This is a genomic window from Micromonospora sp. NPDC003241, assembly GCF_053589795.1.
Genome location: NZ_JBSFSO010000033.1, coordinates 33,512 through 59,181 on the forward strand (window position 1 = coordinate 33,512; position 25,670 = coordinate 59,181).

The window sequence follows — 25,670 nt, forward strand, 5'->3', positions numbered from 1 at the left end:
ACCCCGGTGGCCTCGTCATCTTCGGGCCGTTTTTGCCTAGTTCCGGAGCGCGCCCGCCCACGGGGCAGCCGGCGGCACGCTGGCAGAACTGTGCCAAGTGGAAACCGATCCGCCCCTTGCGCTGGTCTTTTGTGTGACCCTTGGAGGCAGCCTTTTGGCCGCACCCGCGTTGGCGCCCTTTATCAAGGAGAAGGACATGTCACGGATTCTTGCCACGCGACGGATGCGGCTTTACGTATTGGCGGACACGGCGTCCAACCTCGGTGACTTCGCGCTGTTCCTGGCCATGACGATCTGGGTCAAGACGATAAGTGGAAGCACCTCGGCCGCCGCCCTGGTGATGTTCTCCTTCGCCGCCGGCAGCCTTCTCCTGCCCGCCGCCGGGCTGCTCTCCGACCGGGTACGCCGACGCCCGCTGCTCATCGGCGCGAACCTCGCCCTCGCCGCGGTCGTCCTGCTGCTGCTCCTGGTCGGCGGCGCCCACCACGTCTGGCTCGTCTACGTGGTGATGTTCGCCTACGGCGCGCTGGGCAGCGTGACCGGTCCGGCACAGCTCGCCCTGCTGCCGTCTCTGGTCTCCAAGGACCTGCTGGGCGACGCCAACGGGCTGATCCAGTCGGTCCGTGGCCTGATCCGGGTCTTCGCGCCGGTGGTCGGCGCGGGCCTGTTCGCCTGGCTCGGCCCGGAGGCGGTCATCCTCATCGACGCGGCGCTGTTCGTCCTGGCCGCCGGAGCCCTGCTGGCGATCAAGGTGGAAGAGACCAAGCCGGTGCCGTCCGGCGAGCCCTGGCGCACCGAGCTCACCGCCGGCCTGCGTTTCATCGGCCGCACCGTGACGCTGCGCCAGCTCGTCATCTCCTGTGGACTGGCCATGCTCGTGCTCGGCTTCTTCGAGGCGATCGGGCTGGCCGTGGTCACCGCCGGGCTGGACCGCGAGCCGACGTTCCTCGGCGTACTCGGTGCGGCGCAGGCGGTCGGGACCATCATCGGTGGGGTCTCCGCCGGCGCGGTCCTGCGCCGGACCAGCGAGAGCATGACGGTGATCATCGGTCTGTCGATGGTCGCCGTCTCCAGCATGCTGCTGATGATCCAGATGACGCCACTGGTGATCGCCGCGATGGCCCTGCTCGGCCTCTGCGTCCCGTGGCTCGTCGTCGGCGCCACCACCGCCCTGCAACGCCGTACGCCGGAGCACCTGCTCGGCCGCGCGTCGGCGGCCTTCGAGTTCGCGGTGACCGTCCCGCAGACCCTGTCGATCGCCGTCGGCGCGGCGCTCATCGCCCTGCTCGACTACCGGCTGCTGCTGGGCATCGTGGCCGCCGCCGTCACCGTCTCCGCCGTCTATCTGGTGACCCGCCCCGAGCAGCCCAGCGACTCCGGCGAGCAGCCCGGCGGCGAGCAGCTCACCGACGTGCCGCCCGGCGACGTGCTGGCGGCCACCGCCAAGCCGGTCACCACGCCGACGTCGGACCGCTAGGCACCGCCCACCACCCCACCGGCCGGACCGCCGTCGTTCGACGGCCGACAACTCTCCGCTCTCACCAGGAGACACGCCCATGTCTTCGCATCAGGTCCCGACACTCCTCCTCGCGTTGGCACTGATCTCGCTGCTCGCCTTCGGGGCGGGCGCGGTGGCCCGGCGACTGCGGCAACCTCCCGTCATCGGCGAGGTCGTGGTGGGCATCCTGCTCGGTCCGACGCTGTTCAACGGCCTCATCTCCGACACCCTCTTCCCGACCGACATCCGCCCGTTCCTGACCGCTCTGGCGACGATCGGCGTCGTGCTGTTCATGTTCACCGTCGGGGCCGAGCTGAACGCCGGCCTGCTGCGGGGACGCCGGATGGTGGCCGGCACGGTCGCCGCCGGCTCGATCGCCCTGCCGTTCGGCCTCGGCGCGCTGCTGGCCCTCTATCTGTTCCCCCGGCACCCCACCGACAGCAAGCTCGGCTTCGTGCTGTTCATGGGTGCGGCCATGTCGGTGACCGCGTTCCCGGTGCTGGCCCGCATCCTCATCGACCGGGGCCTGAGCCGTACCTGGCTGGGCAGCGTGGCACTGGCCTGTGCCGCCATCGACGACGTGCTCGCCTGGACGCTGCTCGCCGTCGTGGTCGCGGTCGCGGGGGCCGGCGCCGGATCCATCTGGGTGCTGCTGTTCGTGCCGTACGTGCTGGCGATGTTCCTGGTCGTCCGGCCACTGCTGCGTCGGCTGCTGGCCGAGCGCACCGAGGGTGGCCCGCCCCGCCCGGCGGCGCTGGTGATCACGCTGGTCGGGCTGCTGCTGTCGGCGGCGTTCACCGACTGGATCGGGCTGCACTTCATCTTCGGCGCGTTCCTGTTCGGCGTGGTGATGCCCCGCTCCGTCCTGCCCGAGCAGGGCGTCACCGCCCAGGTCAGCGAGCGCATCACGCACCTGAACAGCATGTTGCTGCTGCCGATCTTCTTCGTGGTCGCCGGGCTGAAGGTCAACCTGTCCACCATGGACGTCAGTGACGCGATCGAGCTGGGGCTGATCCTCGCGGTCGCGGTGGGCGGCAAGTTCGTCGGCGCCTTCGCCGCCGCCCGTCTCGGTGGGGTGGCACCGCGACCGGCGAGCGCACTCGCCGTCCTGATGAACACGCGCGGCCTGACCGAGCTGATCATCCTCGCCGTCGGTCTGGAACTCGGCATGCTCGACGGCCAGCTCTACTCGTCGATGGTGGTGATGGCGCTGGTGACGACCGCGATGGCCGGGCCGCTGCTGCAACTGCTCTACCCGATGCCCACCGGCCGGGACACCGCGCCGCCGCACGCGCCGGACCTGGAACCGGCGGGCACCCCCGCCCGGTAGCGCCCGACCTCGACGACACACCGTGTCGGCGCGTCGCCCGACACGCCGACACGGTGTGCCATCTGTCCGAAACTGAACGTAGCGGTGTCGACGGACAGACAGAGACGAGTCTGGATCATCCGGGCCGATATAGCTTCCCCATCGACAGCGTCACCGTTCGATGAGGAGGGCCCACGTGACCCGCACACCGTCCATCACCGCCCGACTGCGGATCATGCTCGCCGTCGGCCTGGCCGCCGTGCTGGCGTCGGTGGTCGCCGCCGCGCCGGCCACCGCGGCGCCGACCACCACCGCCCGGTCGCACGGCGCGGTCGCCGACTCCGGTTCCGTACCCACCCTGGCCACCCTGCCCAGCAGCGTGCAGCGGGGCATCGACGGCTCCCGGGGCGCCGGCAGCGCCGGTGCCGCCGGCAGCGGGGCCGTCCAGCCCGGCGGGCTCAGGTTCGACGCCGGTGGCCAGGCACTGAAGTCGGGCGGAACCTCGGCCGGCGTGTTCAGCGTGATCGGCACCGACAACCGGGTCCGCGTCGACCCGACCACGGTCTTCCCGTCCCGCGCGATCGTGCAGATCGTCCGGACCACCGGCGGCTCGACCTGGGGTTGCACCGGCTGGCTGTACGGGCCCAGCATCGTGGCCACCGCCGGGCACTGCGTCCACCCGGGCGGCGGTGCCAACGGCGGCGGCGGCAACGGCTTCTACCCGCGCGGCGACTTCCAGATCATCCCCGGCCGCAACGGGGCCTCGACGCCGTACGGCACCTGCACCGCGACCCAGCTCCTCTCGGTCACCGGCTGGACCCAGAGCGGCAACGAGACCAACGACTACGGCGCGATCCGGCTCAACTGCTCCGCCGGCAACACCACCGGCTGGTTCGGTTTCTGGTGGCAGGGCGCCACGCTGACCGGCACCGCCAGCACGGTCAGCGGTTACCCGTGCGACAAGACCTTCGGGCAGCAGTGGCGGCACGCCGGGCAGACCATCCAGGTCACCCAGGACCAGCAGCTCTTCTACCAGAACGACACCTTCGGCTGCCAGAGCGGCAGCCCGGTCTACCAGACCCGGGCGGCCGGCAGCTCGTTCTGCACCGGTGAGTGCGTGATGGCCATCCACGCGTACGGCGTGCACGGCTCCGCACCGCACTCGACCAACAATCACGGCACCCGGATCACCGAGTCGGTCTTCAACAACCTGATCACCTGGCGAAACGGCTGACCGGAATCGGACGTGGGGTGGGGGTCAACTGCCCCCACCCCACGGAACCGCCGGCCACTCCGGCACGTCCCAGTAACTGTCCGTCACCACGAGCGAGGGAGCAGTTATGCGCGAGCGAAGCGGGGTTCCGGCATGACCAGGGGGCGCCTCGGGGCGCTCGCCCTGCTGGTGGCCGCGCCGTTGCTGATCGGGGCCGGCCTGCTGGTGTGGCACGGCGACCGGTCGGTTTCGGACGACGGGCCGTCACCACCTTCACCCCGGAGTGACACCACCGGCATCGTGACCGGCACCGCCGCCACCGCCACCGGTGATCCGGTGCAGGGCGCCGCCGTGCTGGTCGAGTCGCTCGACGACCCGGCACCGGCGATCCCCGAGATCGGCGTCCTCACCGGCGACACCGGGCGGTACGAGTGGCGCCTCCCGCCCGGCCGGTACGAAATCGTCGTGGACACCGGCGAGCGGACGAGTGAACCGCAGACCGCCACCGTCACGGCCGGCGCGGTCACCACGCTCGACATCGTCCTGCGCTGACCGGCCGCCGCCGCCCCGGCACGGGGCAGCACCTGGCCACCGCCGCCCCGGCACGGGGCAGGCGCCTGGGCACCACCGCCCCCGGCCGGAACACGGTCAGCGGGCGGCCCGGAAGGCGCGCCCGACCTCGGTGGCCTGGCCGCCGGGACGGAACAGGCCGGTCTGGTCCTTGTCGCTGGCAGGCAGCCCGAACCAGGCGTACCGGTGCAGCCAGGGCAGCCCGCGCAGCATCCGGGTCGCCTCGGTGAGGAACGCCGCCTGCTGCGCCTGGGTCGGGAAGCGGACCCCGTTCGAGAAGTCGATCAGCGCGAACTCGGTGAGCCAGATCGGCAGCCCGTACCGGTCGTGCACCGCCTGGAGGTAGGAGCGGAGCTGGCTCACCGCGTTGGCGGCGCGGAAGTCACCGCCGTACCAGTGCAGGGCGATGAAGTCGACCCGCAGGCCGCGTTCCCTGACACCGGCCATGAAGCGGTCGAGCCACTCCCCCGGCCGGTCCCCGCCCCAGGCCACCGCCGGGCTGCCCAGCGGCAGGCCGGTCGCCTCCAACTGCGGCCACAGGTCCAGCGCCCGCTCCACGCTCATGTTCGCCTGGCCGTTCAGGTCCGGCTCGTTGAACCCGAGCAGGTACTTCCCGTTCTGCCGGGCCTGCCGCAGGTTGGCGGCGGTCACGCTGTCGGCGCCCCAGATCATCGGCACGAACTCGCTGCCGCGCGGGGTGGTCACGCCCGGGTGCGCGACGTTCCAGGTGTAGTACCAACTCGCCCCGGAGTCGGCCAGCGCCCCGTCGACGCCGTCGAAGGTCCAGACGCCGACGCCCTTCTTCGTCGAGGTGGCGGCGGGCGGTGGCGCGGCCGGGCGTACCGCCGTGGGGGTCGGCCGGGACGACGGGCTCGCCGACGGCGACGTGCCGGCGGCCGGGGTGGTGGGTGTCGCGGACGGCGTACCGGGCGCGTCCGGGGAGGCCGGCGGCGAAGACGCCTCGAACGCCGGTGCCGCCACCGGTGGCGGTGGTGCCGCCGGTGCCGGCGTCGGACTGGTCCGCTGCGCGACTGCGATGGCACCGACCGCGAGGACGACCACCGCGACGGCGGCGGCGACCGGCCCGGCGACCTTGGCCGACCCGGCCGGCAGGAGGCCCGCCAGCCCGCGTGGGCGGGCCGCGTGCACACCCCCGGGCGCACCGCCGCCGGTCTGCACGACGGCGGTGCGCCCGAACGCCTCGACCGTCGGGTCCGGGGTCGGGGCGTGGGGGCTCACCGCGCCGGCCCGTGGGGTGACCGGCGCGACGTTCGGGGTGAGGGTCGGCGACAGCGGCAGGTGGGTCAGCACGCTCTCGGCGACGCCGGGCGGGACGGGCAGCAGCGGGAGCCCGGCGAGCAGCCGGTCGATCGGGAACAGTTGGCCGCCGGAGCCGCCGCACCGGCCGCACTCGCGGACGTGGCGGGCCAGGCGCTTACGCCACAGCGGGTGGGGCGTGCCGTCCCAGCCCCGGGTCAGCTCCCGCATCCCGGCGCAGTCGGCGGTCCGCAGCGCGTGGACCACGCTCCGGGCCGCCTCCAACTGCTCCTTCATCCGCTGTACCCGCACCGCCGCGTGGGCCGGGGTGAGGCCGAGGGCGGCGGCCAGCTCGGTGCGGTCCAGGTCTCCGGTCGACTCCAGCCACCAGAGCGCCAGCAGGGTCTGGTCGTCGGGGTCCAGCCAGCGGGTCGCCTCGGCGACCTCCCGCCGTTGGTCGGTCAGGCCGAGCCGGAGGATCGTCAGGCCGGCGAAGTCCGCCGCCGGATCCGGCACGCCGTACGCGACGTCGAGGTCCGAGGTGTGCTCCTGCGCGGTACGGCGCCGTTGTTCGCGATCACGGACCTGGCGGACCGCGATGGCGATCAGCCACGACCGGTAGGCGGTCGGGTCCCGCAACTCGGTCAGGTACCGCACGACGCGTAGCAGCGTCTCCTGGACCACGTCGTCGACGTCGGCGTGCCCGCGCAACGCCCGGCCGACCACGTTGTAGACCAGCGGCAGGGAGGCCGCGAGCAGGGCGTCGAGCGCCTGTGGTTCGCCGGCGCGGGCGGCGATCACCAGACTCGCGTCCGCGCCACCCCGGTCTCCGACCCGCATACCCGCCACTCCTCCACGTGATCGCACCGCCACCGCACTCCGGGCGGACGAGACATCCGGCCGATGCCTCCCCACAGGAGACGGCAGGGCCGGGACGAGATAACAGTTTCCGCGAACATCGTCGCCACGGCCATGGCCGGGACGTCGCGGACTCAGATGAGGCGGGCGACCTCGTCGCGCATGACCTCGGTGGCGCCACCACCGATGGCGAGGAACCGGGCGTCCCGGCTGATCCGCTCCACCGAACCCTCCCGGACGAACCCGGCCCCGCCGTGGAACTGCACCGCCGCGTAGGCGATCTCGTTGGCCAGCTCCGGCAACTGCGCCTTGAGCAGCGCCGCGTACACCCGGCCGTCGGCGCCCCGGTCGAGCTGCGCGGCGGCGTGGTAGAGCAGCGTCTTGCCGGCGGCAAGCCGCCCCACCAGGTCCGCGACCCGGTGCCGGACCGCCTGCTTGTCCCAGAGCACCCCGCCGTACGCGGGCCGGCTGCGCGCCCAGCCGACGGTGGCGTCCAACGCCGCCTCGGCCAACCCGACCGCCTGTGCCGCCAGGCAGAGCCGCTCGTGGTCGAGGCCACGCATCAGCAACGCGAAGCCCGCCCCTTCCGGGCCGATCCGGTGCGCCGCCGGAACCCGGCAGTCGGTGAGGACGAGCTCGCCGGTGTCGGCGCAGTGCCAGCCGGACTTGTCGAAGGTGCGCCCGTTGGCCAGGCCGGGTGCGCCCCGCTCGACGGCGAACAACGACAACCCGTGCCGTCCCGCGTCGCCGGTGCGGGCCACCACGAAGAAGAGGCCGGCGATGTTGGCGTTGGTGATGAAGGTCTTGGTGCCGTCCAGGACGTACGTGTCGCCGTCGCGGCGGGCCCGCAGAGCGAGCCGGGTGAGGTCGGAACTCGCCTCGGGTTCGGTCACCGCCAGCGCGGCGACGGTCCGCCCGGCGAGGATCGCCGGCAGCCACCGCTCGACCTGCGCGGCGCTGCCGGCCCGGGCCAGGTGCAGCGCGGAGAAGTCGGTGTGCGTGCCGACCGAGCTGGCCACCCCGCCGAAGGTGGACCGGCCCAGTTCCTCGTGGAACACCACCGCGCCCCGGACGCCCGCCTCCCCGCCGCCGAGGCGGGTCGGGAAGGAGAGGCCGAGCAGCCCGAGGTCACCGAGGCGGGTGAACGCCCCGGGTGGTACCCGCCGCTGCCGCTCCCACTCGGGTGCGGCGGGTACCACGTCCCGGGCCACCACCAGCCGGATCAACTCGCGCAGGGACCGGTGCTCCTCGGCGAGGAACGTCCGGTCCAGGTCGAGGGCGGCGAGGACGCCGTTGTCACCCACCGGTCACCCGTCCCCGGGCGTACGGGTGGGGTCGTGCCACTGGATCGCCCGGCCCTGGCGCAGTTGGGCGATCGGGTATCCGGACCGGTCGTGCAGCGTCGCCTCGTCCACGCAGAAGTCCTCCGTCGACCAGACCGTCCGGTTGACCACGTGGTGCCAGCCTCCCGCGACGTCACCGACGTCGGGTGCGAAGTGGATGGTGAAGTCCACCGACGGCACGAAGTGCGGCGGCGGGGCGAGGGTGAACAGGCCGGGCGGCAGCGCGTCGAGATAGATGGAGGCGACGGCGTGCGGTCCGAGTGCCTCGCCCAACTCGGCCTCGGGTGCGATCCGTACCCAGGCGGAGGTGCCGTCGGCCAGGCTCGCCGGCCTGCCGGTGCGGACGTCGAGCTGGGCGCTGTAGGCCAACGGCCGGTGCCGGGGCACGTACGCGGGCAGCGTCTCCGGGTCGCCCCAGGCCGCCGGGTCCTCCCGTCGACGCCAACGGAACCGCTGACCGACCGGCACCAGCGAGGCCATCGCGTGCACCCGGGCGCGGTCCTGCTGGCTGAGCGTGATCCGCAGGCTGGCGGTGGCCCGTCCCCGGTGCAGCGTCTCGGTGGTCATTTGCACCGGTCCGGGGCGTACCCCCGCCACGAAGTGCAGGGTGACGGCCTGCGGGGCGAAACCGTCAACGCTGTCGGCGGCGTCCACGATCCGGCCGAGCACGAACCCGCCGAAGATGCCCTGCATCCCGAGCCATCGTTGGGCGAAGACCGGCGAGCCCATGCGCTACCTCTCCAGCCGGACGAAGTCCTGCGGTCCCGGTGCCGCGCCGGTGCCGAGCCGCCGCCAGCCGGACAGGTCGGCGGCCAGCACGTCGCCGGTGGCGTCGGGCGGCACCGACGGGCCACGCCGCCAGCGCGCGCCCGGCAGGTCCGGCAACGGCGTGTCCGGTCCGAGGTGGACGGTGTCGGCCAGCGGCAGGGCAGGGGCCGGCAGGCGGTCGGCGGGGTGGAACTCCGCCGGCCCGCCGAACCAGGCGAGCACGGTGGCGCCACCCGGGGCGCTCATCCGGGTCCGGACCGCGCCGGCCGGTACGAAGGTCAGGTCGCCCCGGCGGTAGGTGGCGTCGCCGAGCAGCAGCTCGCCGTCGAGCACGACGAACTCCTCGTCGACCAGATAGCCGCCCGCCACGCTGCGGGCGAAACCGGCCGGGAAGTGGCCGTGCACCACGAAGGCACCCGACCGGGAGGCGAGTCGGGTGAGGTGGAAGCCGAGGTTCGCGCCGGGCATCGGCACCTCCCGCCACGGGTGACGGGCGGCGGTCAGGTCGACCTGCTCGGGCCGGGGCGCCCGGCCACGACCGACGGCGGGCCCGTCCGGGCCGGTGCCGCTCACTCGACACCCGCCGGCTCGGCCAGGGCCAGCGTACGGTGGGCCGAGCGCAGCACGGCCGCGTCGACGAGTCGACCCGACTCGTCGAGGACCACTCCGCTGCCGGCGGCGGTGGTCCGGTCGAGCAGGGCGATGACGGCGCGGGCCGCCTGGACCTCCGCCATCGTCGGGGTGAACACCTCGTGCACCACCGGTAGCTGGCGGGGGTGGATGCAGGCGCGACCGGCGAAGCCCTGCCGGCGCAGCCGACGCGTCGAGTCCGCCAGCGCCACCGGATCGGCGGTGATCGTGGACACCGGCCCGACCGGCGGATGCAGGCCGGCGGCGGCGCTGGCCACCACCACCTGGCTGCGGATCGGGGCCAGTTCGGCGTCGTCGGCACCGGGAGAGAGACCGAGTTCGCCCGCGAGGTCGACCTCGCCGATCTGGAGCTGGTAGACCCGCGCCTGCCGGGCGACGGCGGGTACGTCGAGCAGCGCGGTGGCGGTCTCCACCATCGGCATCAGCAGGGTGTCGTGGTCACCGGCGGCGGCGAGCAGCTCGGCGGCGGCGGCCACGTCGGTGGAGGTGTCCACCTTGGCCAGCACCACTCCGGTCAGGGCCGGCGCTCCGGCCAGCGCCCGCAGGTCCGTCTCGGCGAGGGGGCCGGAGTTGACCCGTACCCAGATCGGCAGGTGGGTCGGGCGGCCGGCGAGCCAGGTCACCACGGCGTCGCGGGCGGCGGCCTTGCCGGCCAGCGGCACCGCGTCCTCCAGGTCGACGATGAGCGCGTCGGCACCCCGTTCCGGCGCCTTGGCCAGCTTGTCGGCGGCGTTGCCGGGCACGTACAGGTAGGAGCGGGGTGGGAAGGGCACACCCATCAGATCGTCACCTCGCCCCGCACCAGGGCCTTGGCGACGACGGTACGCAGGATGTCGTTGGTGCCCTCGCCGATGCTCATCAGGATCGCGTCGCGGTAGAGCCGCTCGACCTCGAACTCGGTGGAGTAGCCGTACCCGCCGTGGATCTTCATCGCCTCGATCGCGGCCTCCAGGGCCACCTCCGAGCAGAAGATCTTCGCCATGCCGGTCTGTGCGTCGGCGCGTCCCCGACGGACCGCGTCGGCCGACCAGTACGCCATCAGCCGGGCCGCCTGCACCTGGGTGGCGATGGTGGCGAGCTTGATCTGGACGGCCTGGAAGTCGGCGATGTGCGTGCCGAACGCCTTGCGCTGACCGGCGTAGCCGAGCGCCTCCTCGTGGGCGCGCTGGGCGATGCCGACCGAGCGGGCGGCGATGTTGACCCGGCCCCACTCCAGGGCGGAGAGCGCCTGCTTGAGTCCGGTGCCCTCGATGCCGCCGAGCAGCCGGTCGGCGGGCACCCGTACGTCGTCGAGCAGCACCTCGCAGGACTCGGTGCCCTTGTAGCCGAGCTTCGGGATGTCCCGGGTGACGGTGAAGCCGGGAAGGTCGGCGTCGACCAGGAGGACGCTCATGCCCCGGTGCGCGGGGACGGCCGTCGGGTCGGTCTTCACCAGCACCGGCAGCGGGTCGGCGTACCGGGCGTTGGTGATCCACATCTTGGTGCCGTTGACCACGTAGTGGTCGCCGTCGCGGCGGGCGGTGGTGCGGATGCCCTGGAGGTCGGTGCCGGCGTCCGGTTCGGTCAGCCCGATGCCCGTGCGGCGCTCGCCGGTGGCCAGCCCCGGCAGGTACGTCTGCTTCTGCTCCTCGGTGCCGTGCATGGCGATCATGCGGCAGGCCAGCGAGTGGCTGCCGAGGATGCCGGCGATGCCCATCCAGCCGCGCGAGATCTCCTCGAAGACCAGGGCGAACGACACCGGGTCGAGGTCGAGGCCGCCGTACGACTCGGGAACGGTGACGCCGAACAGCCCCATGTCCGCCATCCCCCGCACGATCTCCGTCGGGTAGCGGCCGGTCTGTTCCCACTCCCGCGCCACCGGGATGATCTCCCGGTTCACGAAGGACCGCAGCAACTGCTGGAACTCGCGTTGCTCCTCGGTGAGGGTGAAGTCCATCGGTGCCTCCTGGGGGTGAACGTCAGCGGGGGGAACGTCAGCAGGGTGAACGTCAGCGGGGTGCGCGGCGGAAGATCGGCAGGGCACGGCCGTCGGGCAGGTCGACCCAGTCGACCCGGACCCGGTCACCGATCCGCCAGCCGTCGAGGTCGTCGGGGCCGTCGGTGACGAGCCGGGTGAGCAGCAGCGGGCCCTCGGCGAGCCGGACCCGGGCCACGGTGTACGGAGCGGCCAGGTCCCGCCGGGGCGGGCGGTGCACATGCGTGTACGTGTCGACCTGCCCGTCACCACCGGCCTCGGTGAACCCCAGACCGGCGGTCGCGCCGCAGCGGGTGCAGACCGCGCGGGGCGGAAGCTGGCGGTGCCCGCAGCCGGTGCACTCCTGCACCACCAGCCGGTGGTCACGGGTCGCCTGCCACCAGCCCTCGGTGAGGTCGTCGGCGGGCGGCACCTCGGGTGGCGGGTTCATCAGCGCACCCCCAGTACGACGGTGGCGTGGGTGGACAGGATCGCGCCGGTGCCGTGCGCCACCGCGATCCGGGCACCCGGCACCTGCCGGGCACCGGCCTCGCCGCGCACCTGGCGTACCGCCTCGACCAGCAGCAGCACCCCGAACTGGCCGGGGTGGCAGTAGGACAGGCCGCCGCCGGAGGTGTCCAGCGGCAGGGCGCCGCCCGGCCGGATGCGGCCGTCGGCGATGAAGTCGAGCACCTCGCCCTCGCCGCAGAAGCCGAGCGCCTCCACGCTCAGCGCGGCGGTGATGGTGAACGAGTCGTACACCTGCACCACGTCCACGTCGGCCGGGGTGATCCCGGCGCGCGCGTACGCCTCGGCGGCGGCCTCCCGTGCTCCGGTGTCCAGGATGTCGTCGGCGCCGGTCATCGACGCGGTGGACGAGCGTTCGCCGTAGCCGAGCACCGCCACCGGGGTGTGCCGCAGGTCGCGGGCCCGGTCGGCACTGGTCAGCACGATCGCACCGCCGCCGTCGGTGACCAGGCAGCAGTCCGCGACGGTCAACGGGGTGGAGACCATCGGCGCGGCGCGGACCTCGTCGACGGTCAGCGGGGGCGCGTCGTGGCGGTACGCGGCCGGATTGAGCCGGGCCCACTCGCGCGCGGCGACGGCGATCTCGGCGAGTTGGTCCGGGGTGCCGCCGTACCGGTGCAGGTACGCCTGCGCCGCCATCGCGTAGTACGAGATCGGGTACAGCGGTGCGTACGGCGTCTCGAACTGCGCTTCCGGGGTGTGCTGCTCGACCACCCCGGCGAGGCTGCGGGAGCGCGCCGAGCGCTGGTTGGACGCGAAGCTGACCACCACGACGTCGGCCTGGCCGGCGTCGATCGCCTGCACCGCGCGGGCCACCATCATCTCCGCGGCACTGCCGCCGACGAAGCTGGCGTCGACCCAGCGGGGCCGCACGCCGAGGTGCTCGGCCAGCGAGGTGGTGGAGAAGCGGGAGATGCCGGTGGTGGCGAGCCCGTCGACGTCCGCGAGTGTCAGCCCGGCGTCGGCGAGGGCCCGGGTGACCGCCTGGGTCTGCAACGTCAGGGTGCTGGCGGTGGTGACGCCCAGGTCGGACTCGGCGACGCCGACGACGGCCACCGTGGCGCGGTCGCGCCCGGTCACCTCGCACCCTCCGGTGGCCCGGCCGGCGCGCCCGGCCCGTCGGCGGTGCCGAGCAGCACGGTCGCCCGCGCCGGTCGGGCCGCCGGGCGCTCGGGGCCGTAGTCGCTGGCGAGGATGGTGGCGGCCAACTCGACCTCGATCCGGTCGTCCGCGACCCCGACCACGGTGCCGGTGCACCGCACCGTCTCCCCGGCGAACATCAGGTTGCGGAAGGTGAAGGAGAGCTGGTGCACGAAGCAGGCCGGGCCGAAGGTGTCCTGGATCAGCTCCACGAAGAGAGCCCCGAAGACCTGCCCGTCGACCACCGGGCCGGGCACCTGGGCGGCGGCCACGAACTCCGGGTCGTAGTGCAGGCGGTACCAGTCCCAGGTGGCACCGGCGTAGGCCACCATGTCGACCAGGTCGATGGTGCGGCACAGCTCCGGCAGGGTGTCGCCGACCCGGGGGCTCATCCGGCCTCACCGTCCATCGCGACCAGGATGATCGTCTCCTCGTTCACGGCGAGCAGGTCGCCGTCCTGGTCGGTGTAGGTGGCCCGGGAACCGACGATCAACATGTCCTTGCCGTCGCGGGTGCGCTTCTCGGTCAGGTCGTGGATCTCCCACGTCGCGGTGATCACGTCGGACGGCCGGACCCGCCGGTGGAAGGTGTACGCGTTGCCGCCGCGGACCTGCCGGGTGCCCGGCACGTCCAGGTGCCAGGAGTGACCGGCGTAGCCGTCCCGGTCCATCGGCAGCCCGGTGTACTGGCCCGTCTCGCAGATCAGCGTCGGTGGCGCGGTCACCCCGGGCAGCCCGTGCGCGCGGGCGAACTCGCCGTCGCGATAGATCGGGTTGTCGTCGCCGATCGCCTGGGCGAAGTAGCGGCAGGCGGCGGCGCCGAGCGGCTCCGGCGCGGTGTAGACCCGGCGGCTGCCCAGCAGCGCCCGCACCTCGTCGGTCAACAGGCTCATCGGCTCCCCCCGGCGGGCTCGGTGGGCTCGGTGGATACGGCGGGCTCGGCGGGCTCGGGGTAGACGGCGGTCGGGAAGACCTCCAGCAGGAACTCCGGGCGCAGCAGCGCGGCGCAGATCGCCCCGGTCGACGCCGGCCAGGGCGGGCCGAGCAGCCGCTCGCGTACCCCGGCGACGGCCCGGTAGTCGCCGATCGCCGACGCCACGCAGTACTCGGTGGTCTCCACCAGGTCCTGCGGGCCCAGCCCGGCGTGCGCCAGCAGGTGCCGGATCGCGCCGTAGGTCACCTCGGCCTGCGCGCCGATGTCGTCGGGGTGCAGCGCCTGCTGGGTCTGCATGTCCAGGGCGGCGAAGCCGGACATGTACAGCGTCCGGCCGGCGCGTACCCCGGGCGCGTAGGTCAGCGAGTCGTAGCGCGACCAGCCCGGGTTGACCAGTTCGAGCGGGTGCCGCGACGCGGTGACGTCGATGGCCACCAGCACGTCGGGGTGGTGCAGCCGACTCATCAGGATGCCGCCGGCCCCCGGGTAGACACCGGCGCCGCCCAGACGTTCGCGGCGGACCCGGTGGGTCCTGCGATAGACGTCGCGGGTCGCCGGGGTGGAGTAGTCGTAGGTGGTGACGGCGGCGTCCAGGGACAACCCGACGGCGGTCAGCAGGTCCTGCGCCCGGTCCAGGCAGTACGCGTACTGGCCGACGAAGTCGCCGGGGTACACCACCTCACCGGCGGCGTCCAGCGGCAGCATGGTCGGCAGATAGACCGCGCCGTCGTGGCCGTCGCGCACCGGTGACGGCACCCAGGTCCCGTCGGCGCGGGGTTCGCTGGCGGCGAGCGTCTGCCCGCCACCGGCCACCGCGTGCAGCTCCACCTCGATCAGCGCGGCCCGGCGTACCAGCCGCTCCACCACCACGGTGCGGACCACCGGCTGGTGGTCGCCGAAGACCTCGGCGCGCACGGCCGCCGCGACGGCGTACTCGTCGAGGCCGGCGACGGTGATGTTCTCGGTGACGCGGGTGACGTCGGCCGGACCGTGCCCGGCGGCCTCCAGGATGGCCAGCACCTTCCGGTACGCGGTGCGGGCCTGGCTGGCCATGTCACCGCCGACGGTCATCCGGCCCAGCGCGGGGTCGAGCGCGGCGGCGGTGTGGCCCGACGTCCAGGCCGCGTCGCCGTCGGCCAGGCCGAGGCAGAAGGTGAACCCGTCGTACGGGAACCAGGGGAAGTGGGCGGGGCGGATCGCGGACAGCGGCACGTGGGTCTCCCGGGTCAGTCGCCGGCGGCGGCCAGAGCCGCCACGATCGGGTCGAGGCTGTCGAGGTCGTCGAGGCGGCGCACCAGGTCGACGACGGGCGTACCGACGTCACCGGCGTTGCCCAGGAACTTGGCGGTCACCTCGTCGTCGCTCAGCGGGGCGTCGGGTCCACCACCGCTGCGCGGCACCGTGCCGCGTACGGTCGTGCCGTCGGCGAGGGTGAGCACGACGGTGCCGGGGGCGTCGGCGGCATGCCCACCGGTGTCGGCGATCCGCCAGCGCACCCGGTCGGCGAGGGCCGCCACGTCGGCGCGGGCGATCGACTCGGGCTGGTAGCTGGCGGTGGTCAGATCGCCGTCGAGCAGCATCGCGGCGACGCTCCACGGCAGCGAGAACTTCGCCGCGTACGGGGTGGCCGGGCGGGCCAGGTCCCGGCCGGGCCCACAGACGGTGGGTGCCGAGTCGGGGTGCACGTCGACGTCGACTCGGGTGACGGCGGCCGGGTCGGCGGGGAATCCGGGTTGCCGGCGGGCGTCCCGGGCGGCGTCGATCGCGGCGTGGGAGAGCTGGCAGGCCGGATAGGGCTTGATGCCGATCCGGGTGGTCTCCCACCGGGTGCCGAGTCCGTCCACGATGGACGCGGGCGCGACCGGACCGGTGGCCAGGGCGTCGAAGACGCCGTGCGGGCCGTCGAGGACGTTCGCCGGGCCGGAGGCACCGGCGGCGGCGAGCCGGGCGGCGAGCACCCCGGCGTGCGAGGCGAAGCCGGGGTGCAGTTGCTTGGTCGACGCGCCGGTGTGCAGGAAGGCGAGCAGGCCACCGGCCTGGCTGCCGGCGATGCCGAGGGCGTCGGTGGCCCGGGCCGCGTCGAGCCCGAGCAGCCGCGCGGTGACCAGCGCGGACGAGAAGACCCCGGCGACCATGGTGGCGTGCAGACCACGGGCGTGGAAGCCGTGCGGGGCGGCGGCGGCCACCCGGCACACCGTCTCGTAGCCGACCACGGCGGCGGTGAGCACCTGTCGCCCGGTGGCGCCCACCTGCTCGCCGACGGCGAACGCGGCGGGCAGCACCACGGCGGTGGCGTGCACCAGACCGGCGGCGTGCGTGTCGTCGAAGTCCAGCGCGTGCACCAGGGCGCCGCTGGCCAGCGCGGCGGCCGGGGCACCGATCCGGGCACGGCCGCCGAGCGGGGTGGCCTCCGCCGGGCCGCCGAGGTCGCGGGCGACCACCAGCACCGGATCGACCACGCCCGCGCGCCGACCGGCCAGGGCGGTGCCCAGGCCGTCGAGCAGGTGCCGCAGCGCAGCGTGCCGCACCGGCTCCGGCAGCTCGACGGTGCCGGTCGCCCAGTCCGCCAGGTCGGACGCGATCATCGGCTGGCCGCCTCCGTGCCGGGATCGGCGGTACGCGGACGGGCCGCCTCACCGTCGTCGGTCACGCCGCCGTCCCCGGCCGGGCCGAACGCGCCCGCCTCGGCGAGGACGGCGACCGCCTGCGGGTCGAGTCCGAGCAGGTCGCCGGTGACCGTGGCGAAGTCCTCGTTGCGCAGCGGCGCCCGCCGGTACGCGGGCGGTTCGTCACCGACCCGGACCGGGCTGGCGAGCTGCTGCACGGTGCCGAAGCGGGGATGGTCGGTGGTGACGATCAGGTCGCGGGCGGCGGTGTGCTCCTCGGTCAACGCGGCGCCCACGTCGTTGATCGGTCCGCACGGGATCGCGGCGGCGTACAGCTCGGGCAGCCACTCGTCGACGGTCCGTTGCCGGAAGATGTCCGCCAGCGCGGAGAGCAACTCCTCGCGGTTCTCCCGCCGGGCACCGAAGTTCGCGTACGGCGACCCGTCGGCGGCCCACTCCGGGTGGCCGACCAGCCGGGCCAGGCGGGCCCAGAACTTCTCCTTGGCGCAGCCGACCACCATCCAGCCGTCCTTGGCCTGGAACACCTGGAACGGCACCAGGGACGGGTGGGCCGAGTGGTGGGTGCGTACCGGCGCGAACCCGGCGTTGAGGTGCCAGGTGGCCGGGTAGGTGAGCAGCGAGATCGCGGTGTCGTAGAGGCTCACGTCGCAGTCCATGCCGACGCCGTCGCGGCGGGCCGCGTGCACCCCGGCGAGCAGCGAGATGGCCGCGACGAACCCGCCGGAGAAGTCGACGAGCGACAGCCCGGACTTGGTCGGCGGGCCGTCGGGTTCGCCGGTCAGCTCCATCCAGCCGGCCAGGCCCTGGAGGATGTAGTCGTAGCCGGGCTCGGCGTGGCGCGGCCCGGTCATCCCGAAGCCGGTCAGCGAGACGCAGACGATCCGGGGGTTGAGGTGCTTGAGGTCGTCGTAGCGGATGCGCATCTTCGCCGGCACGTCGCCGCGCAGGTTGGAGTAGACCACGTCGGAGACGGCGACCAGCTTCTCGAACACCTCCCGGCCGGCGTCGGTGCTCAGGTCGAGCGAGAGACTGCGCTTGTTGCGGTTGAACGTCTCGAAGAAGAGCGAGTCCTCGTCCTGCGCGTACGGCGGGACGTACCGGCCCACGTCGCCACCGGCGCGCGGATCCTCGATCTTGATGACCTCGGCACCGAGGTCGGCGAGGTGCACGGTGCCGAACGGGCCGGCGCCGTACTGCTCGATCGCGATGATGCGGATGTCGGCCAAGGGTCTCATGTGGCGGCTCCGGTCAACTCGGCGATCAGGGCGATGATCTCGTCCTGGGCGGCTCGGGTGTCGGCGGCCGGCAGCCCGTGGGTGGGCGGGCTCAGCTTGACCGAGTCGGCGATCCCGTCGTACGCGGCGATCCGGTCGGCGACGTCGGCGCGGGTCCCGGTCAGGGTGAGCCCGTCGACCATCCGGTCACTGACGGCGTCGGCCAGGTAGTCGGCACCGGCTCCGGCACGGAACGCGTCGACGACCTGCTGCTGGTCGTCGGCGAGGTCGTGGAAGGCGAAGAAGTCGGCATAGGTGCGGACGGTGGCGTAGAAGCCGACCAGGCCGGCGGCGCGGCGACGGGCCACCTGCCGGTCGTCGGCGATCGAGCAGCACGCCGAGACGACGACGTCGAGGTCGGCCCGGGTCCGGCCGTCGGCGCGGTCGATGCCGACGGTCAGGTCGGGCAGGATCTGCTCGGCGAGGTAGCGGGGCGAGCAGAGTTCGTGGCTGATCCACCCGTCACCGATCTCACCGGCCAGGCGGGTCATCAGCGGCCCCATCGCGGCCAGGTACACCGGGATCGCCTCGGCCGGCACCGCGAAGGGCCGCTCGTAGCCCCGGATGCGCATCGGCTCGTACTCGCCGTCGAGCAGCATCGGCTCGCCGCTGGTGCAGTGCCGCCAGAAGTGCCGGATGTTGCGGACGGTCTCCCGCATGTGCGGCACGGGCTTGCCGAACACCACGTGGTGCCAGTCCTCGTTGAGCCGCTTGACGCCGGAGCCGAGGCCCAGCACGAACCGTCCACCGGAGAGTTCGTCCAGGTCCAGCGCCTCCAGAGCGGTGATCATCGGACTGCGGGTGAAGGCGAGCACGATGGAGGTACCGATCCGGGCGGTCTCGGTGGCGGCGGCCAGCGCCGCGGCCGTGCCGGTGGCGCTGCGGTGCAGCTCGGAGACCCAGAGCACCTCGGCCCCGGCCCGCTCGGCCCGGCGGCCGGCGTCGGCCACCTCGGCGAGCGTCTCGCCCCACGGCTGGTACGTCAGGCGAAGTGTCATGCGCTCGCCCCGTCCGGAAGGGACAGTGGCGTGGCGGCGACCGGGAAGATCCCCTCGACCTGTTCGGCGCCTCGCTTGTAGACGTAGAAGGTGCGCTTGAAGGCGCAGACCTGCTTGCCGTCCTGGTTGAGCGTGCGGGTGCGGACCGTGACGATGCCGGCGTGCGGCCGGGAGCCCGACTCACGCTTCTCCAGCACCAGTGACTCGCTGTAGAGCGTGTCTCCGGCGAACACCGGGTGCGGCAGGCTGATGTCGTCCCAGCCGAGGTTGGCGAAGGCGTTCTGGGTGAGGTCGGTGACGCTCTGCCCGACCGCGATGGCCAGGGTCAGGGTCGAGACGACGAGCGGTCTGCCGAACTCGGACCGGGCCGCGTACTCCGCGTTGAAGTGCATCTGACTGGTGTTCATCGTCAGCAGGGTGAACCAGGTGTTGTCGGTCTCGGTGACGGTGCGCCCGAGCGGGTGCTGGTAGACGTCACCGACCTGGAAGTCCTCGAAGAAACGTCCGGTCCATCCTTGGCGCACCGTCATCGGTCGATCCTTTCGACAGCCCTGAACTGCGGCTAGTTTATTTGTCTGACTTTTTTCGTGTCAAGGCTCCGTAAGCGATCTGGACTGCTGATACAGGAAAACAAAAGGCGCCCTGCCGCCGTTCGGCAGGACGCCTTGATGAAAACTCAGAACTTTAGGGTGACGCTTCTTTCACCGTTGCTCGTAGGCCCGCCGCACGGTGCCCAGATGAGCGCGCATCGCCTCGCGCGCACCGGCCTCGTCGCGGGCCTGCACGTACCCGCAGATCTCGGTGTGCTCGGCGTCGATCTGGCTCCAGTACTCCGCCGGCATGTCCCGATCCGCGGTCCGCGCCTGCAACACCCGGAACACCGGCTCGACCATCACCCCGAGCAGTTGGTTGCCGGTCGCCTCGACCAGCACCCCGTGGAACGTCACGTGCTCCCGGAACTTGCGGCCCCGGGCACGGGTCAGCTTCTCCCGCTCCACCGCCTGGCGCATCAGCGTCAGGTGCTCGTCGGCGTGGCGCAGCGCGGCCAGCCCCGCGGCCGGCACCTCCAGGCTCTCCCGCGCCTCCAACAGATTGTCCAGCGTGATGTCGCGCGCCCCGGACATCAGCCCGAGACTCATCTCCAGGTACTCGCTGACCTGGTCGAACTGGACCCGCGCCACGAACGTGCCACCGGTGGTGCCCCGGGTGGTGCGGATCAGGTCCTTGGAGGCCAGCACCCGCAGCGCCTCCCGGATGGTGCTCCGACTGACCCCGAAGATCTCGGACAGCTCGATCTCGGTGGGCAGCCGGTCACCCGCCGTCAACGAGCCGTCCAGGATCCGCTCCCGGAGTTGGTCGGCGACCTGCTGGTAAGCCGGGCGTACCCGGGTGACCCCGAGCACCTCGGGGCCCTTGCGGTCAGCCGGAATCACCTGCTCCGGCCGGGCAGTCTGGGCCCCCGTCACGTCCTTGGCCATGGTCACTCCGGCTCCGCATCCCCTCGGCCCCGCACCCTCGCGTGCGGCTTCGTCGCGAACAACCACGGTAGGCCATCCGATGCTCGGCGCAGCGTCACCCATGGCCGACTCCGACACCTCAAAAGTCCGCGCCGGTGGCGCCCGCCGACGCCGACGCCGTGGCCAGCTCGCCGACCAGGGCACGGGTCGCCGCCCGCTCCTGCGGCGTGCCGTAGAGCTGTGCCGCGAACGTCGTCGCCCCGGCCGCCTCGTAGCGTCCGATCTCCGCCCGTACCTCGGCGGCGTCGCCGACGATCGCCATCTGGTTGGCCCGCGCGAAACCCTCCCGGTCGAGCATCGCGCGGTACGACGGCTTGTCGTCGTACCAGCCGAGCACCGGATCGATGGCGGCCCGGGCGCGGCGCGGATCGTCGGTCACACACACGGCTGCGGTCACCACCACCTCGGGTGCCGGCCGACCCGCCCCGACCGCCGCCGCGGTGATCGCCGGCACGGTCAGCTCCGCCAGCGTACGCGGGCCGACCATCCAGGTCACCGTGCCCGAGGCCAGTTCGCCGGTGAGTTCCAGCATCTTCGGGCCGAGCGCGGAGACCATCACCGTCGGCACCGGCGGGTCACCGGCGATGGTCAGGTCGCCCCGGGCGGTGACCACCTCGCCGGAGAACCGGACCCGCTGCGTCAACGCCCCGTTGAGCGCGGTCAGGTACTCGCGCATGTAGCGGGCCGGCCGGGCGTACGACATGCCCCAGCAGGGCTCGACCACCTGCGGGTGCGACGGGCCGACGCCGAGCACCAGCCGCCCGCCGATCAGCATGTTGGTGGTGAGCGCCTGCTGGGCCAGCGCCATCGCGTGGCGCGGGTACACCGGCACCACGGCGGTCCCGATCCGCAGCCGCGACAGACCGCGTCCGACCGCCCCGATGACGGTCAGCGCGTCGTGCCCGAAACCCTGGGTCAACCAGACACTGGCGATTCCGTCGGCCTCCGCGCCGTGCAGGAGCTGCTCGATCTCGTCGATCTGCTCGATGTGGCTGAAGATGCCGTACTCCATCAGTGCCCTCCCCCGCCGCCGTGCCGGAACTCCCGCATCGTCTCTCCCCGGTGCTGCGCCGAGGCGTCCGACCGGGCCAGCATCGCCAGCCCGAACGCCTCGGCGGCGCCCCGCTGCGCCTGCACCGCCGTCCAGACCGTCTCCACGGTGGTGGTCAACACGTCGAGCGGGTGCCGGGCGATCTCCGTGGCGATCGCCAGCGCCCGGTCGGTCAGTTCCGACGCGCGCGTGACCTCGGTGACCAGCCCGAGTTGGAGCGCCCGACGGGCGTCGATCCGGTAGCTCCGCCCGGTGAGCACCATCCGCATCACCTCGCCGAGCGGCAGTCGGCTCAACGCGCCGACCGCCTCGACCGGGTTCGCCAGGCCGACGTCGTGATGGGTGTCGAAGAACGTGGCGTGCTCGGCGCAGAGCACCACGTCCGCGTCGTTGACGAAGTGCCAGCCGCCGGCACAGCAGTGCCCGTTCACCGCGGCCACCACCGGCTTGAACACCCCCAGGTCGCGGGCGGTCAACGCGACCCGACCGGCGTGGTCCAGCGACGGGCTGGTGACCCCGGCGTCGAGCGTGTCGTCGACGTCAAAGCCGGTGCAGAAGCCGCGCTCGCCGGCACCGGTGACCACGGCCGCGTGCAGCCCGTCGTCGGCGCCGAACGCCTGCCAGGTGCGGCGCAGCTCGTCGACCATGGTCCGGTCGTACGCGTTGAGCCGGTGCGGCCGGTCCAGGGTGACCAGCAGCACCCGGTCGTGGCGGGCCAGACCGAGCGTGGTGGTCCGAGGCAGTCCGCTCATCCCGGCTCGCCCGCCTCGGCCACCGGCAGCGGGCTCAGCAGGTACGAGCGGGTCATCCGCAGCACCGTCTCGTCACGCTGGTTGCGCACGTCGTCGTGGACCGCGCCGACGTACATCCGGCCGCCCCGGGTCGGCTCGAAGCGGGACACCTCGATCCGTACCCGCAGCGTGTCCCCGGCGTACACCGGGCCGAGGTAGCGGATCTCGTCGATGCCGAGCGCGGCGTGGCAGTCCACCCCGGCCGCGTTCCAGGCCGCGTACATGGTGGTGGAGGTGAGCCCGGCGGCGATCGCGATCAGGCACGGACCGCCGAGGATCGGGCGGCCGAAGCCGGTGGCGCGCATGTACTCGACGTCGGTGTGCAGCGGCCCGTTCTCCCACGAGGCGTTGACGATCGCGGCGAAGTCGCCGTCGGTCAGGGTCCGGGCCGGGGTCAGCAGCACCGCACCGGCGGCGAACGCCGTGGGCAGCCGGGGGGTCAGCGGCGGGCCGGCCACCGGGGCGCTCATCGGGCCGCCTGCGGTCCGGCCAGCCGGGTGTGCTCCTCGCCGACCACCAGGCCGCCGTCGTCGGTGCTGACCATCGACGAGATGATCTCGTGGGTCAGCTCGCGGCTGACCTCGAACAGCCGGGGGTCGTCGTAGCTGCGTGGCAGCGGCACCTCCACCTCGACCACGCGGCGGATCGTCGACGGGCGGTTGGACATCAGCACCACCCGGTCGGAGAGCACGGCGGCCTCGAACACGTTGTGCGTGACGAAGACGAACGCCTTGCTCTCCTCCTGGCTGCGCAGCTCCAGCAGGAGCTGGCGCAGGCTGCGGGCGGTGAACTCGTCCAACCCGCTGAACGGCTCGTCCATCAGCATCACCGGCGCGTCCAGCACGAAGGCCCGGGCCAGCGCGGTGCGCTGCTGCATACCGCCGGAGATCTGGTGCGGGTAGTGGTTCTCGAACCCGGCCAGCCCCACCCGGCGCAGCACCGGCAGCACCCGGTCGGCCCACTGGGACCGCTCCACCCCGGTGGCCTTGAGGGCGAACTCGACGTTCTGCCGCACGGTCTTCCAGGGCAGCAGCCTCGGCTCCTGGAACACGTAGCTGAAGTGCACCCCGGGTGCCCGGCTGCGGATCTCGGCGGTGCCGGTGAAGTCCTTGTCCAGCCCGCTGAGCATGTTCAGCACGGTGGACTTGCCGCACCCGGAGGGACCGACCAGCGCGACGAACTCCCCGTCGGCGATGGTGAGGTCCATCCCGTCGATGACCGTGGTGAAGCCGTGCCGGGTGTGGAACCCCTTCACCAGGTCCTTGATGACGATCCGGTCGTCGGTGCTCATCGGGCTCCCTCCGGACGCCAACGGAACAGTTTCGCCTCGATCGGCTTGAACACGGCGAGTTCGAGCACCACCATCAGGATCGAGAAGAACAGCGTGAGCGCGAAGACCTGCTCCATGCGGAAGAGCTGGAACCAGTAGTTCAGCCGGTAACCGATGCCGTCGGTCCGCCCGAGCAGCTCGGCGATCACCACGACCTTCCAGACGATGCCGAACCCGAAACGGGCCGACGCCATCACCGCCGGCAGCACCTGGGGCAGGGTCACCTCCCGGGTCCGCAGGCCGCGCGAGGCGTTGAGGGTACGGGCCATCTGCCCGAGCCGGGGATCGATCGCCTTCACCCCGGTCCACATGTTGATCGCGATGATCGGGAACGAGGTCAGCGTGATCGCCACGACGGTGGCGGTGTCGTTGAGCCCGAACATGATGAAGGCGACGATCACCCAGCAGAGGCTGGGGATGGTCTGGCCGACGGCGATCCAGATGTCCAGCAGGCCCTCGGCGATCCGGGACAGGCCCATCACCAGGCCGACGAGCACACCGAGCACCATCGACGCGGCGAACCCGATCAGGATCCGGACCATGGTGACCTGGAGATCGGTCCAGAAGGTCTGCTGCTGCATGCTGTCGGCCAGCGCCGAGGCGGTCGTGCCCGGGGTGGGCAGGATGCGCTCACCGACGACGAGTGAGCCCAGCCACCAGATGACGAGCAGGATGAACACGGAGGCCACCCGCAGCACGATTCCGTTGCGCAGGAGACGGCGGGGGCCGCCGGGCCCGCCGCCGTGTCCCGGCGGCGCGCCACGGTCCGCCGTGCCGGCCGTGACGGCCGCCGGCTTGGTGGTTTCGGACAGGGTCATCGGTGCCTCTCCTCGTGCCGGGCCGGTGGTCAGGCGAAGAGCCCGTCGGGCACCGTGGGCAGGAACTCGGGCTCACCGTTCTCGCTGAGGAAGGTGAGCAACTGGGCCGCCTGCTGCTTCTCGGTGTCACCCCACTGCTCGACCAGCCGGCCGCGCTGGCTGTTCCAGATCACGTCGAGCACCGCCTGGTCGTCGATGTCGTAGAGCTCGCGCAGCGCGGCGTCCCACAGCGACTGGTCGTTGTTGAACCGGGTCTGGTAGCGCAGGTTGACGTCGACGAACGCCTGCACCGCCTCCTGGTTCTTCTCGATGAACTCGCTGGCGAAGTCCCAGCCGGCGGTGAACGCCTTGAGCCCGGTCGCCTCCTCCAGCAGGACACCGAGGTCGCCGAGGGAGCGGTACTTCCCGCCGGCCAGCTCGGGCGCGCCGGCCGGGTCGATCACCAGGGCCATGTCCACGTCGCCCTGCCCGAGCAGTTCGGCCATCAGGTTCGGCGCGCCGTACTGGACCTGACAGTCGGTGGTCGGGTTGAAGCCGTGGTACTCGCGGCAGAGCGCGAAGAACTGGTTGGTGGACGAGCCGATGGCGCTGCCGAAGAGGCCGAGCTTGCGGCCCTTGAGATCGGCGATGGACCCGATGCCGCTGTCCGCGCGGACCAGGATCCCGTTGGTGGTGCGCTGGAGGGCGAAGACCACCTTGCGGTCCACGCCGGTGGCGACCAGGTTGGCGGTGGAGGGGATGCCGCCGAGGCCGCCGTCGACCTGACCGGCGCGGTAGGCGGTGTAGACGGCGGCCGACTCCGCGTACTCCTCGTACCGGATGTCGAGGCCGGCCTCCTCGAACGCGCCCTCCTTGAGGGCGAGCTTGAAGGCCGCGAGGGCGGAGGCGGGGATGCCGGCGAGTCGGATGGTGGTCCGTCCGCCGTTCGCGCTGGAGTCGGCGTCGTCGCTGCCGCAGGCGGTCAGCAGGGCACTGCCGACGAGGGCACCCCCGAAACCGGTGAGCAGGCGACGGCGGGAGAGGGCGGCACCGGGGCTATTGAGGTGGGACACGATGGCCTCCTGATGGCGAAGTCCGTACGGCCCGGCGCGGAAGCCCGGTGGCCGCATCTACACCTGATTACGGCGACCATAACGGTCTCCAAGCAGGCAGTCTATAAAAAGTCAGAGTTTTACAGTACTGACATCTTCATCGATCATCTCGACGCTTCTGCGCAGCACTCGTCGACCCAGCGAGCCATCT

At 72.5% G+C, this 25,670-nt stretch carries 27 protein-coding genes; 5 read left to right on the plus strand and 22 right to left on the minus strand.

Annotation, left to right across the window (positions count from 1 at the left end; genetic code table 11):
- Positions 1-196: 196 nt before the first annotated feature.
- The 4 genes from ACWDVW_RS23105 to ACWDVW_RS23120 all read left to right on the plus strand — a co-directional run bounded on the left by ACWDVW_RS23105 (position 197) and on the right by ACWDVW_RS23120 (position 4,572).
- Positions 197-1,477, plus strand: coding sequence for an MFS transporter (locus tag ACWDVW_RS23105; RefSeq protein WP_449952335.1), 1,281 nt, complete (start codon positions 197-199; stop codon positions 1,475-1,477).
- Positions 1,478-1,556: 79 nt separating this feature from the next.
- On the plus strand, positions 1,557-2,828 hold the full coding sequence (locus tag ACWDVW_RS23110; protein WP_449952338.1) for a cation:proton antiporter domain-containing protein: 1,272 nt from the start codon (positions 1,557-1,559) through the stop codon (positions 2,826-2,828).
- Between the two features lie 175 nt (positions 2,829-3,003).
- Complete coding sequence (locus tag ACWDVW_RS23115; protein WP_449952341.1) at positions 3,004-4,041, plus strand: trypsin-like serine peptidase; 1,038 nt, start codon at positions 3,004-3,006, stop codon at positions 4,039-4,041.
- Between the two features lie 132 nt (positions 4,042-4,173).
- Positions 4,174-4,572 carry a carboxypeptidase-like regulatory domain-containing protein gene (locus tag ACWDVW_RS23120; protein WP_449952344.1) on the plus strand — a complete coding sequence of 133 codons (399 nt, stop codon included), beginning with the start codon at positions 4,174-4,176 and terminating at the stop codon, positions 4,570-4,572.
- Between the two features lie 96 nt (positions 4,573-4,668).
- On the opposite strand, the gene ACWDVW_RS23125 is transcribed toward ACWDVW_RS23120, so the two are convergent.
- The 15 genes from ACWDVW_RS23125 to ACWDVW_RS23195 form a co-directional block, all read right to left on the minus strand.
- Positions 4,669-6,687: a sigma-70 family RNA polymerase sigma factor gene (locus tag ACWDVW_RS23125; protein ID WP_449952346.1), complete on the minus strand. Its 2,019-nt coding sequence runs from the start codon at positions 6,685-6,687 to the stop codon at positions 4,669-4,671.
- A 152-nt stretch (positions 6,688-6,839) separates the two neighbouring features.
- On the minus strand, positions 6,840-8,009 hold the full coding sequence (locus tag ACWDVW_RS23130) for an acyl-CoA dehydrogenase family protein (protein ID WP_449952349.1): 1,170 nt from the start codon (positions 8,007-8,009) through the stop codon (positions 6,840-6,842).
- 3 nt (positions 8,010-8,012) lie between these two features.
- Positions 8,013-8,777 (minus strand): thioesterase family protein, encoded by a 765-nt coding sequence (locus tag ACWDVW_RS23135; protein ID WP_449952352.1) that lies wholly within the window; start codon positions 8,775-8,777, stop codon positions 8,013-8,015.
- Between the two features lie 3 nt (positions 8,778-8,780).
- The gene (locus ACWDVW_RS23140) at positions 8,781-9,389 is read right to left on the minus strand and encodes a hypothetical protein (RefSeq protein WP_449952355.1); all 609 of its coding nucleotides are present in this window, start codon (positions 9,387-9,389) and stop codon (positions 8,781-8,783) included.
- Positions 9,386-10,246: an HpcH/HpaI aldolase/citrate lyase family protein gene (locus tag ACWDVW_RS23145; RefSeq protein ID WP_449952358.1), complete on the minus strand. Its 861-nt coding sequence runs from the start codon at positions 10,244-10,246 to the stop codon at positions 9,386-9,388. The genes ACWDVW_RS23140 and ACWDVW_RS23145 overlap by 4 nt, the downstream gene beginning before the upstream one ends.
- Positions 10,246-11,403, minus strand: a complete 1,158-nt coding sequence (locus ACWDVW_RS23150) for an acyl-CoA dehydrogenase family protein (RefSeq protein WP_449952361.1) — start codon at positions 11,401-11,403, stop codon at positions 10,246-10,248. Before ACWDVW_RS23150 ends, ACWDVW_RS23145 begins: the two co-directional genes overlap by 1 nt.
- A 52-nt stretch (positions 11,404-11,455) precedes the next feature.
- Positions 11,456-11,872, minus strand: coding sequence for a Zn-ribbon domain-containing OB-fold protein (locus ACWDVW_RS23155; protein ID WP_449952364.1), 417 nt, complete (start codon positions 11,870-11,872; stop codon positions 11,456-11,458).
- Complete coding sequence (locus tag ACWDVW_RS23160) at positions 11,872-13,029, minus strand: acetyl-CoA acetyltransferase (protein WP_449952367.1); 1,158 nt, start codon at positions 13,027-13,029, stop codon at positions 11,872-11,874. Before ACWDVW_RS23160 ends, ACWDVW_RS23155 begins: the two co-directional genes overlap by 1 nt.
- Positions 13,026-13,481 (minus strand): MaoC/PaaZ C-terminal domain-containing protein, encoded by a 456-nt coding sequence (locus tag ACWDVW_RS23165; protein WP_449952369.1) that lies wholly within the window; start codon positions 13,479-13,481, stop codon positions 13,026-13,028. Before ACWDVW_RS23165 ends, ACWDVW_RS23160 begins: the two co-directional genes overlap by 4 nt.
- Positions 13,478-13,981 (minus strand): FAS1-like dehydratase domain-containing protein, encoded by a 504-nt coding sequence (locus tag ACWDVW_RS23170; RefSeq protein ID WP_449952372.1) that lies wholly within the window; start codon positions 13,979-13,981, stop codon positions 13,478-13,480. Before ACWDVW_RS23170 ends, ACWDVW_RS23165 begins: the two co-directional genes overlap by 4 nt.
- Positions 13,978-15,234 (minus strand): RidA family protein, encoded by a 1,257-nt coding sequence (locus ACWDVW_RS23175; RefSeq protein WP_449952375.1) that lies wholly within the window; start codon positions 15,232-15,234, stop codon positions 13,978-13,980. The genes ACWDVW_RS23170 and ACWDVW_RS23175 overlap by 4 nt, the downstream gene beginning before the upstream one ends.
- Before the next feature lie 14 nt (positions 15,235-15,248).
- Positions 15,249-16,607: an MmgE/PrpD family protein gene (locus ACWDVW_RS23180; protein WP_449952377.1), complete on the minus strand. Its 1,359-nt coding sequence runs from the start codon at positions 16,605-16,607 to the stop codon at positions 15,249-15,251.
- The gene (locus ACWDVW_RS23185; protein ID WP_449952379.1) at positions 16,604-17,884 is read right to left on the minus strand and encodes a CaiB/BaiF CoA transferase family protein; all 1,281 of its coding nucleotides are present in this window, start codon (positions 17,882-17,884) and stop codon (positions 16,604-16,606) included. Before ACWDVW_RS23185 ends, ACWDVW_RS23180 begins: the two co-directional genes overlap by 4 nt.
- Positions 17,881-18,921 (minus strand): LLM class flavin-dependent oxidoreductase, encoded by a 1,041-nt coding sequence (locus ACWDVW_RS23190; protein WP_449952382.1) that lies wholly within the window; start codon positions 18,919-18,921, stop codon positions 17,881-17,883. The genes ACWDVW_RS23185 and ACWDVW_RS23190 overlap by 4 nt, the downstream gene beginning before the upstream one ends.
- Positions 18,918-19,451 (minus strand): MaoC family dehydratase, encoded by a 534-nt coding sequence (locus ACWDVW_RS23195; protein WP_449952385.1) that lies wholly within the window; start codon positions 19,449-19,451, stop codon positions 18,918-18,920. Before ACWDVW_RS23195 ends, ACWDVW_RS23190 begins: the two co-directional genes overlap by 4 nt.
- Between ACWDVW_RS23195 and ACWDVW_RS23200 the strand changes: the two genes are divergently transcribed.
- Positions 19,433-19,525, plus strand: coding sequence for a hypothetical protein (locus ACWDVW_RS23200; RefSeq protein WP_396741450.1), 93 nt, complete (start codon positions 19,433-19,435; stop codon positions 19,523-19,525). The two genes, ACWDVW_RS23195 and ACWDVW_RS23200, sit on opposite strands and share 19 nt — an antisense overlap.
- 97 nt (positions 19,526-19,622) lie before the next feature.
- On the opposite strand, the gene ACWDVW_RS23205 is transcribed toward ACWDVW_RS23200, so the two are convergent.
- The 7 genes from ACWDVW_RS23205 to ACWDVW_RS23235 all read right to left on the minus strand — a co-directional run bounded on the left by ACWDVW_RS23205 (position 19,623) and on the right by ACWDVW_RS23235 (position 25,480).
- Positions 19,623-20,399: a FadR/GntR family transcriptional regulator gene (locus ACWDVW_RS23205; RefSeq protein ID WP_223884629.1), complete on the minus strand. Its 777-nt coding sequence runs from the start codon at positions 20,397-20,399 to the stop codon at positions 19,623-19,625.
- A gap of 118 nt (positions 20,400-20,517) precedes the next feature.
- Positions 20,518-21,450, minus strand: coding sequence for a TIGR03564 family F420-dependent LLM class oxidoreductase (locus ACWDVW_RS23210; RefSeq protein ID WP_449952388.1), 933 nt, complete (start codon positions 21,448-21,450; stop codon positions 20,518-20,520).
- Complete coding sequence (locus tag ACWDVW_RS23215) at positions 21,450-22,241, minus strand: enoyl-CoA hydratase/isomerase family protein (RefSeq protein ID WP_449952391.1); 792 nt, start codon at positions 22,239-22,241, stop codon at positions 21,450-21,452. The genes ACWDVW_RS23210 and ACWDVW_RS23215 overlap by 1 nt, the downstream gene beginning before the upstream one ends.
- Entirely contained in the window at positions 22,238-22,750 is a 513-nt protein-coding gene (locus ACWDVW_RS23220) for a MaoC/PaaZ C-terminal domain-containing protein (RefSeq protein WP_449952394.1), read from the minus strand. The genes ACWDVW_RS23215 and ACWDVW_RS23220 overlap by 4 nt, the downstream gene beginning before the upstream one ends.
- Positions 22,747-23,571, minus strand: a complete 825-nt coding sequence (locus tag ACWDVW_RS23225) for an ABC transporter ATP-binding protein (protein ID WP_449952397.1) — start codon at positions 23,569-23,571, stop codon at positions 22,747-22,749. The genes ACWDVW_RS23220 and ACWDVW_RS23225 overlap by 4 nt, the downstream gene beginning before the upstream one ends.
- Complete coding sequence (locus ACWDVW_RS23230; protein ID WP_449952399.1) at positions 23,568-24,428, minus strand: ABC transporter permease; 861 nt, start codon at positions 24,426-24,428, stop codon at positions 23,568-23,570. Before ACWDVW_RS23230 ends, ACWDVW_RS23225 begins: the two co-directional genes overlap by 4 nt.
- 29 nt (positions 24,429-24,457) lie before the next feature.
- A complete protein-coding gene (locus tag ACWDVW_RS23235; RefSeq protein ID WP_449952402.1) occupies positions 24,458-25,480 on the minus strand; it encodes an ABC transporter substrate-binding protein in 1,023 nt (340 codons plus the stop codon).
- Between the last annotated feature and the right edge of the window lie 190 nt (positions 25,481-25,670).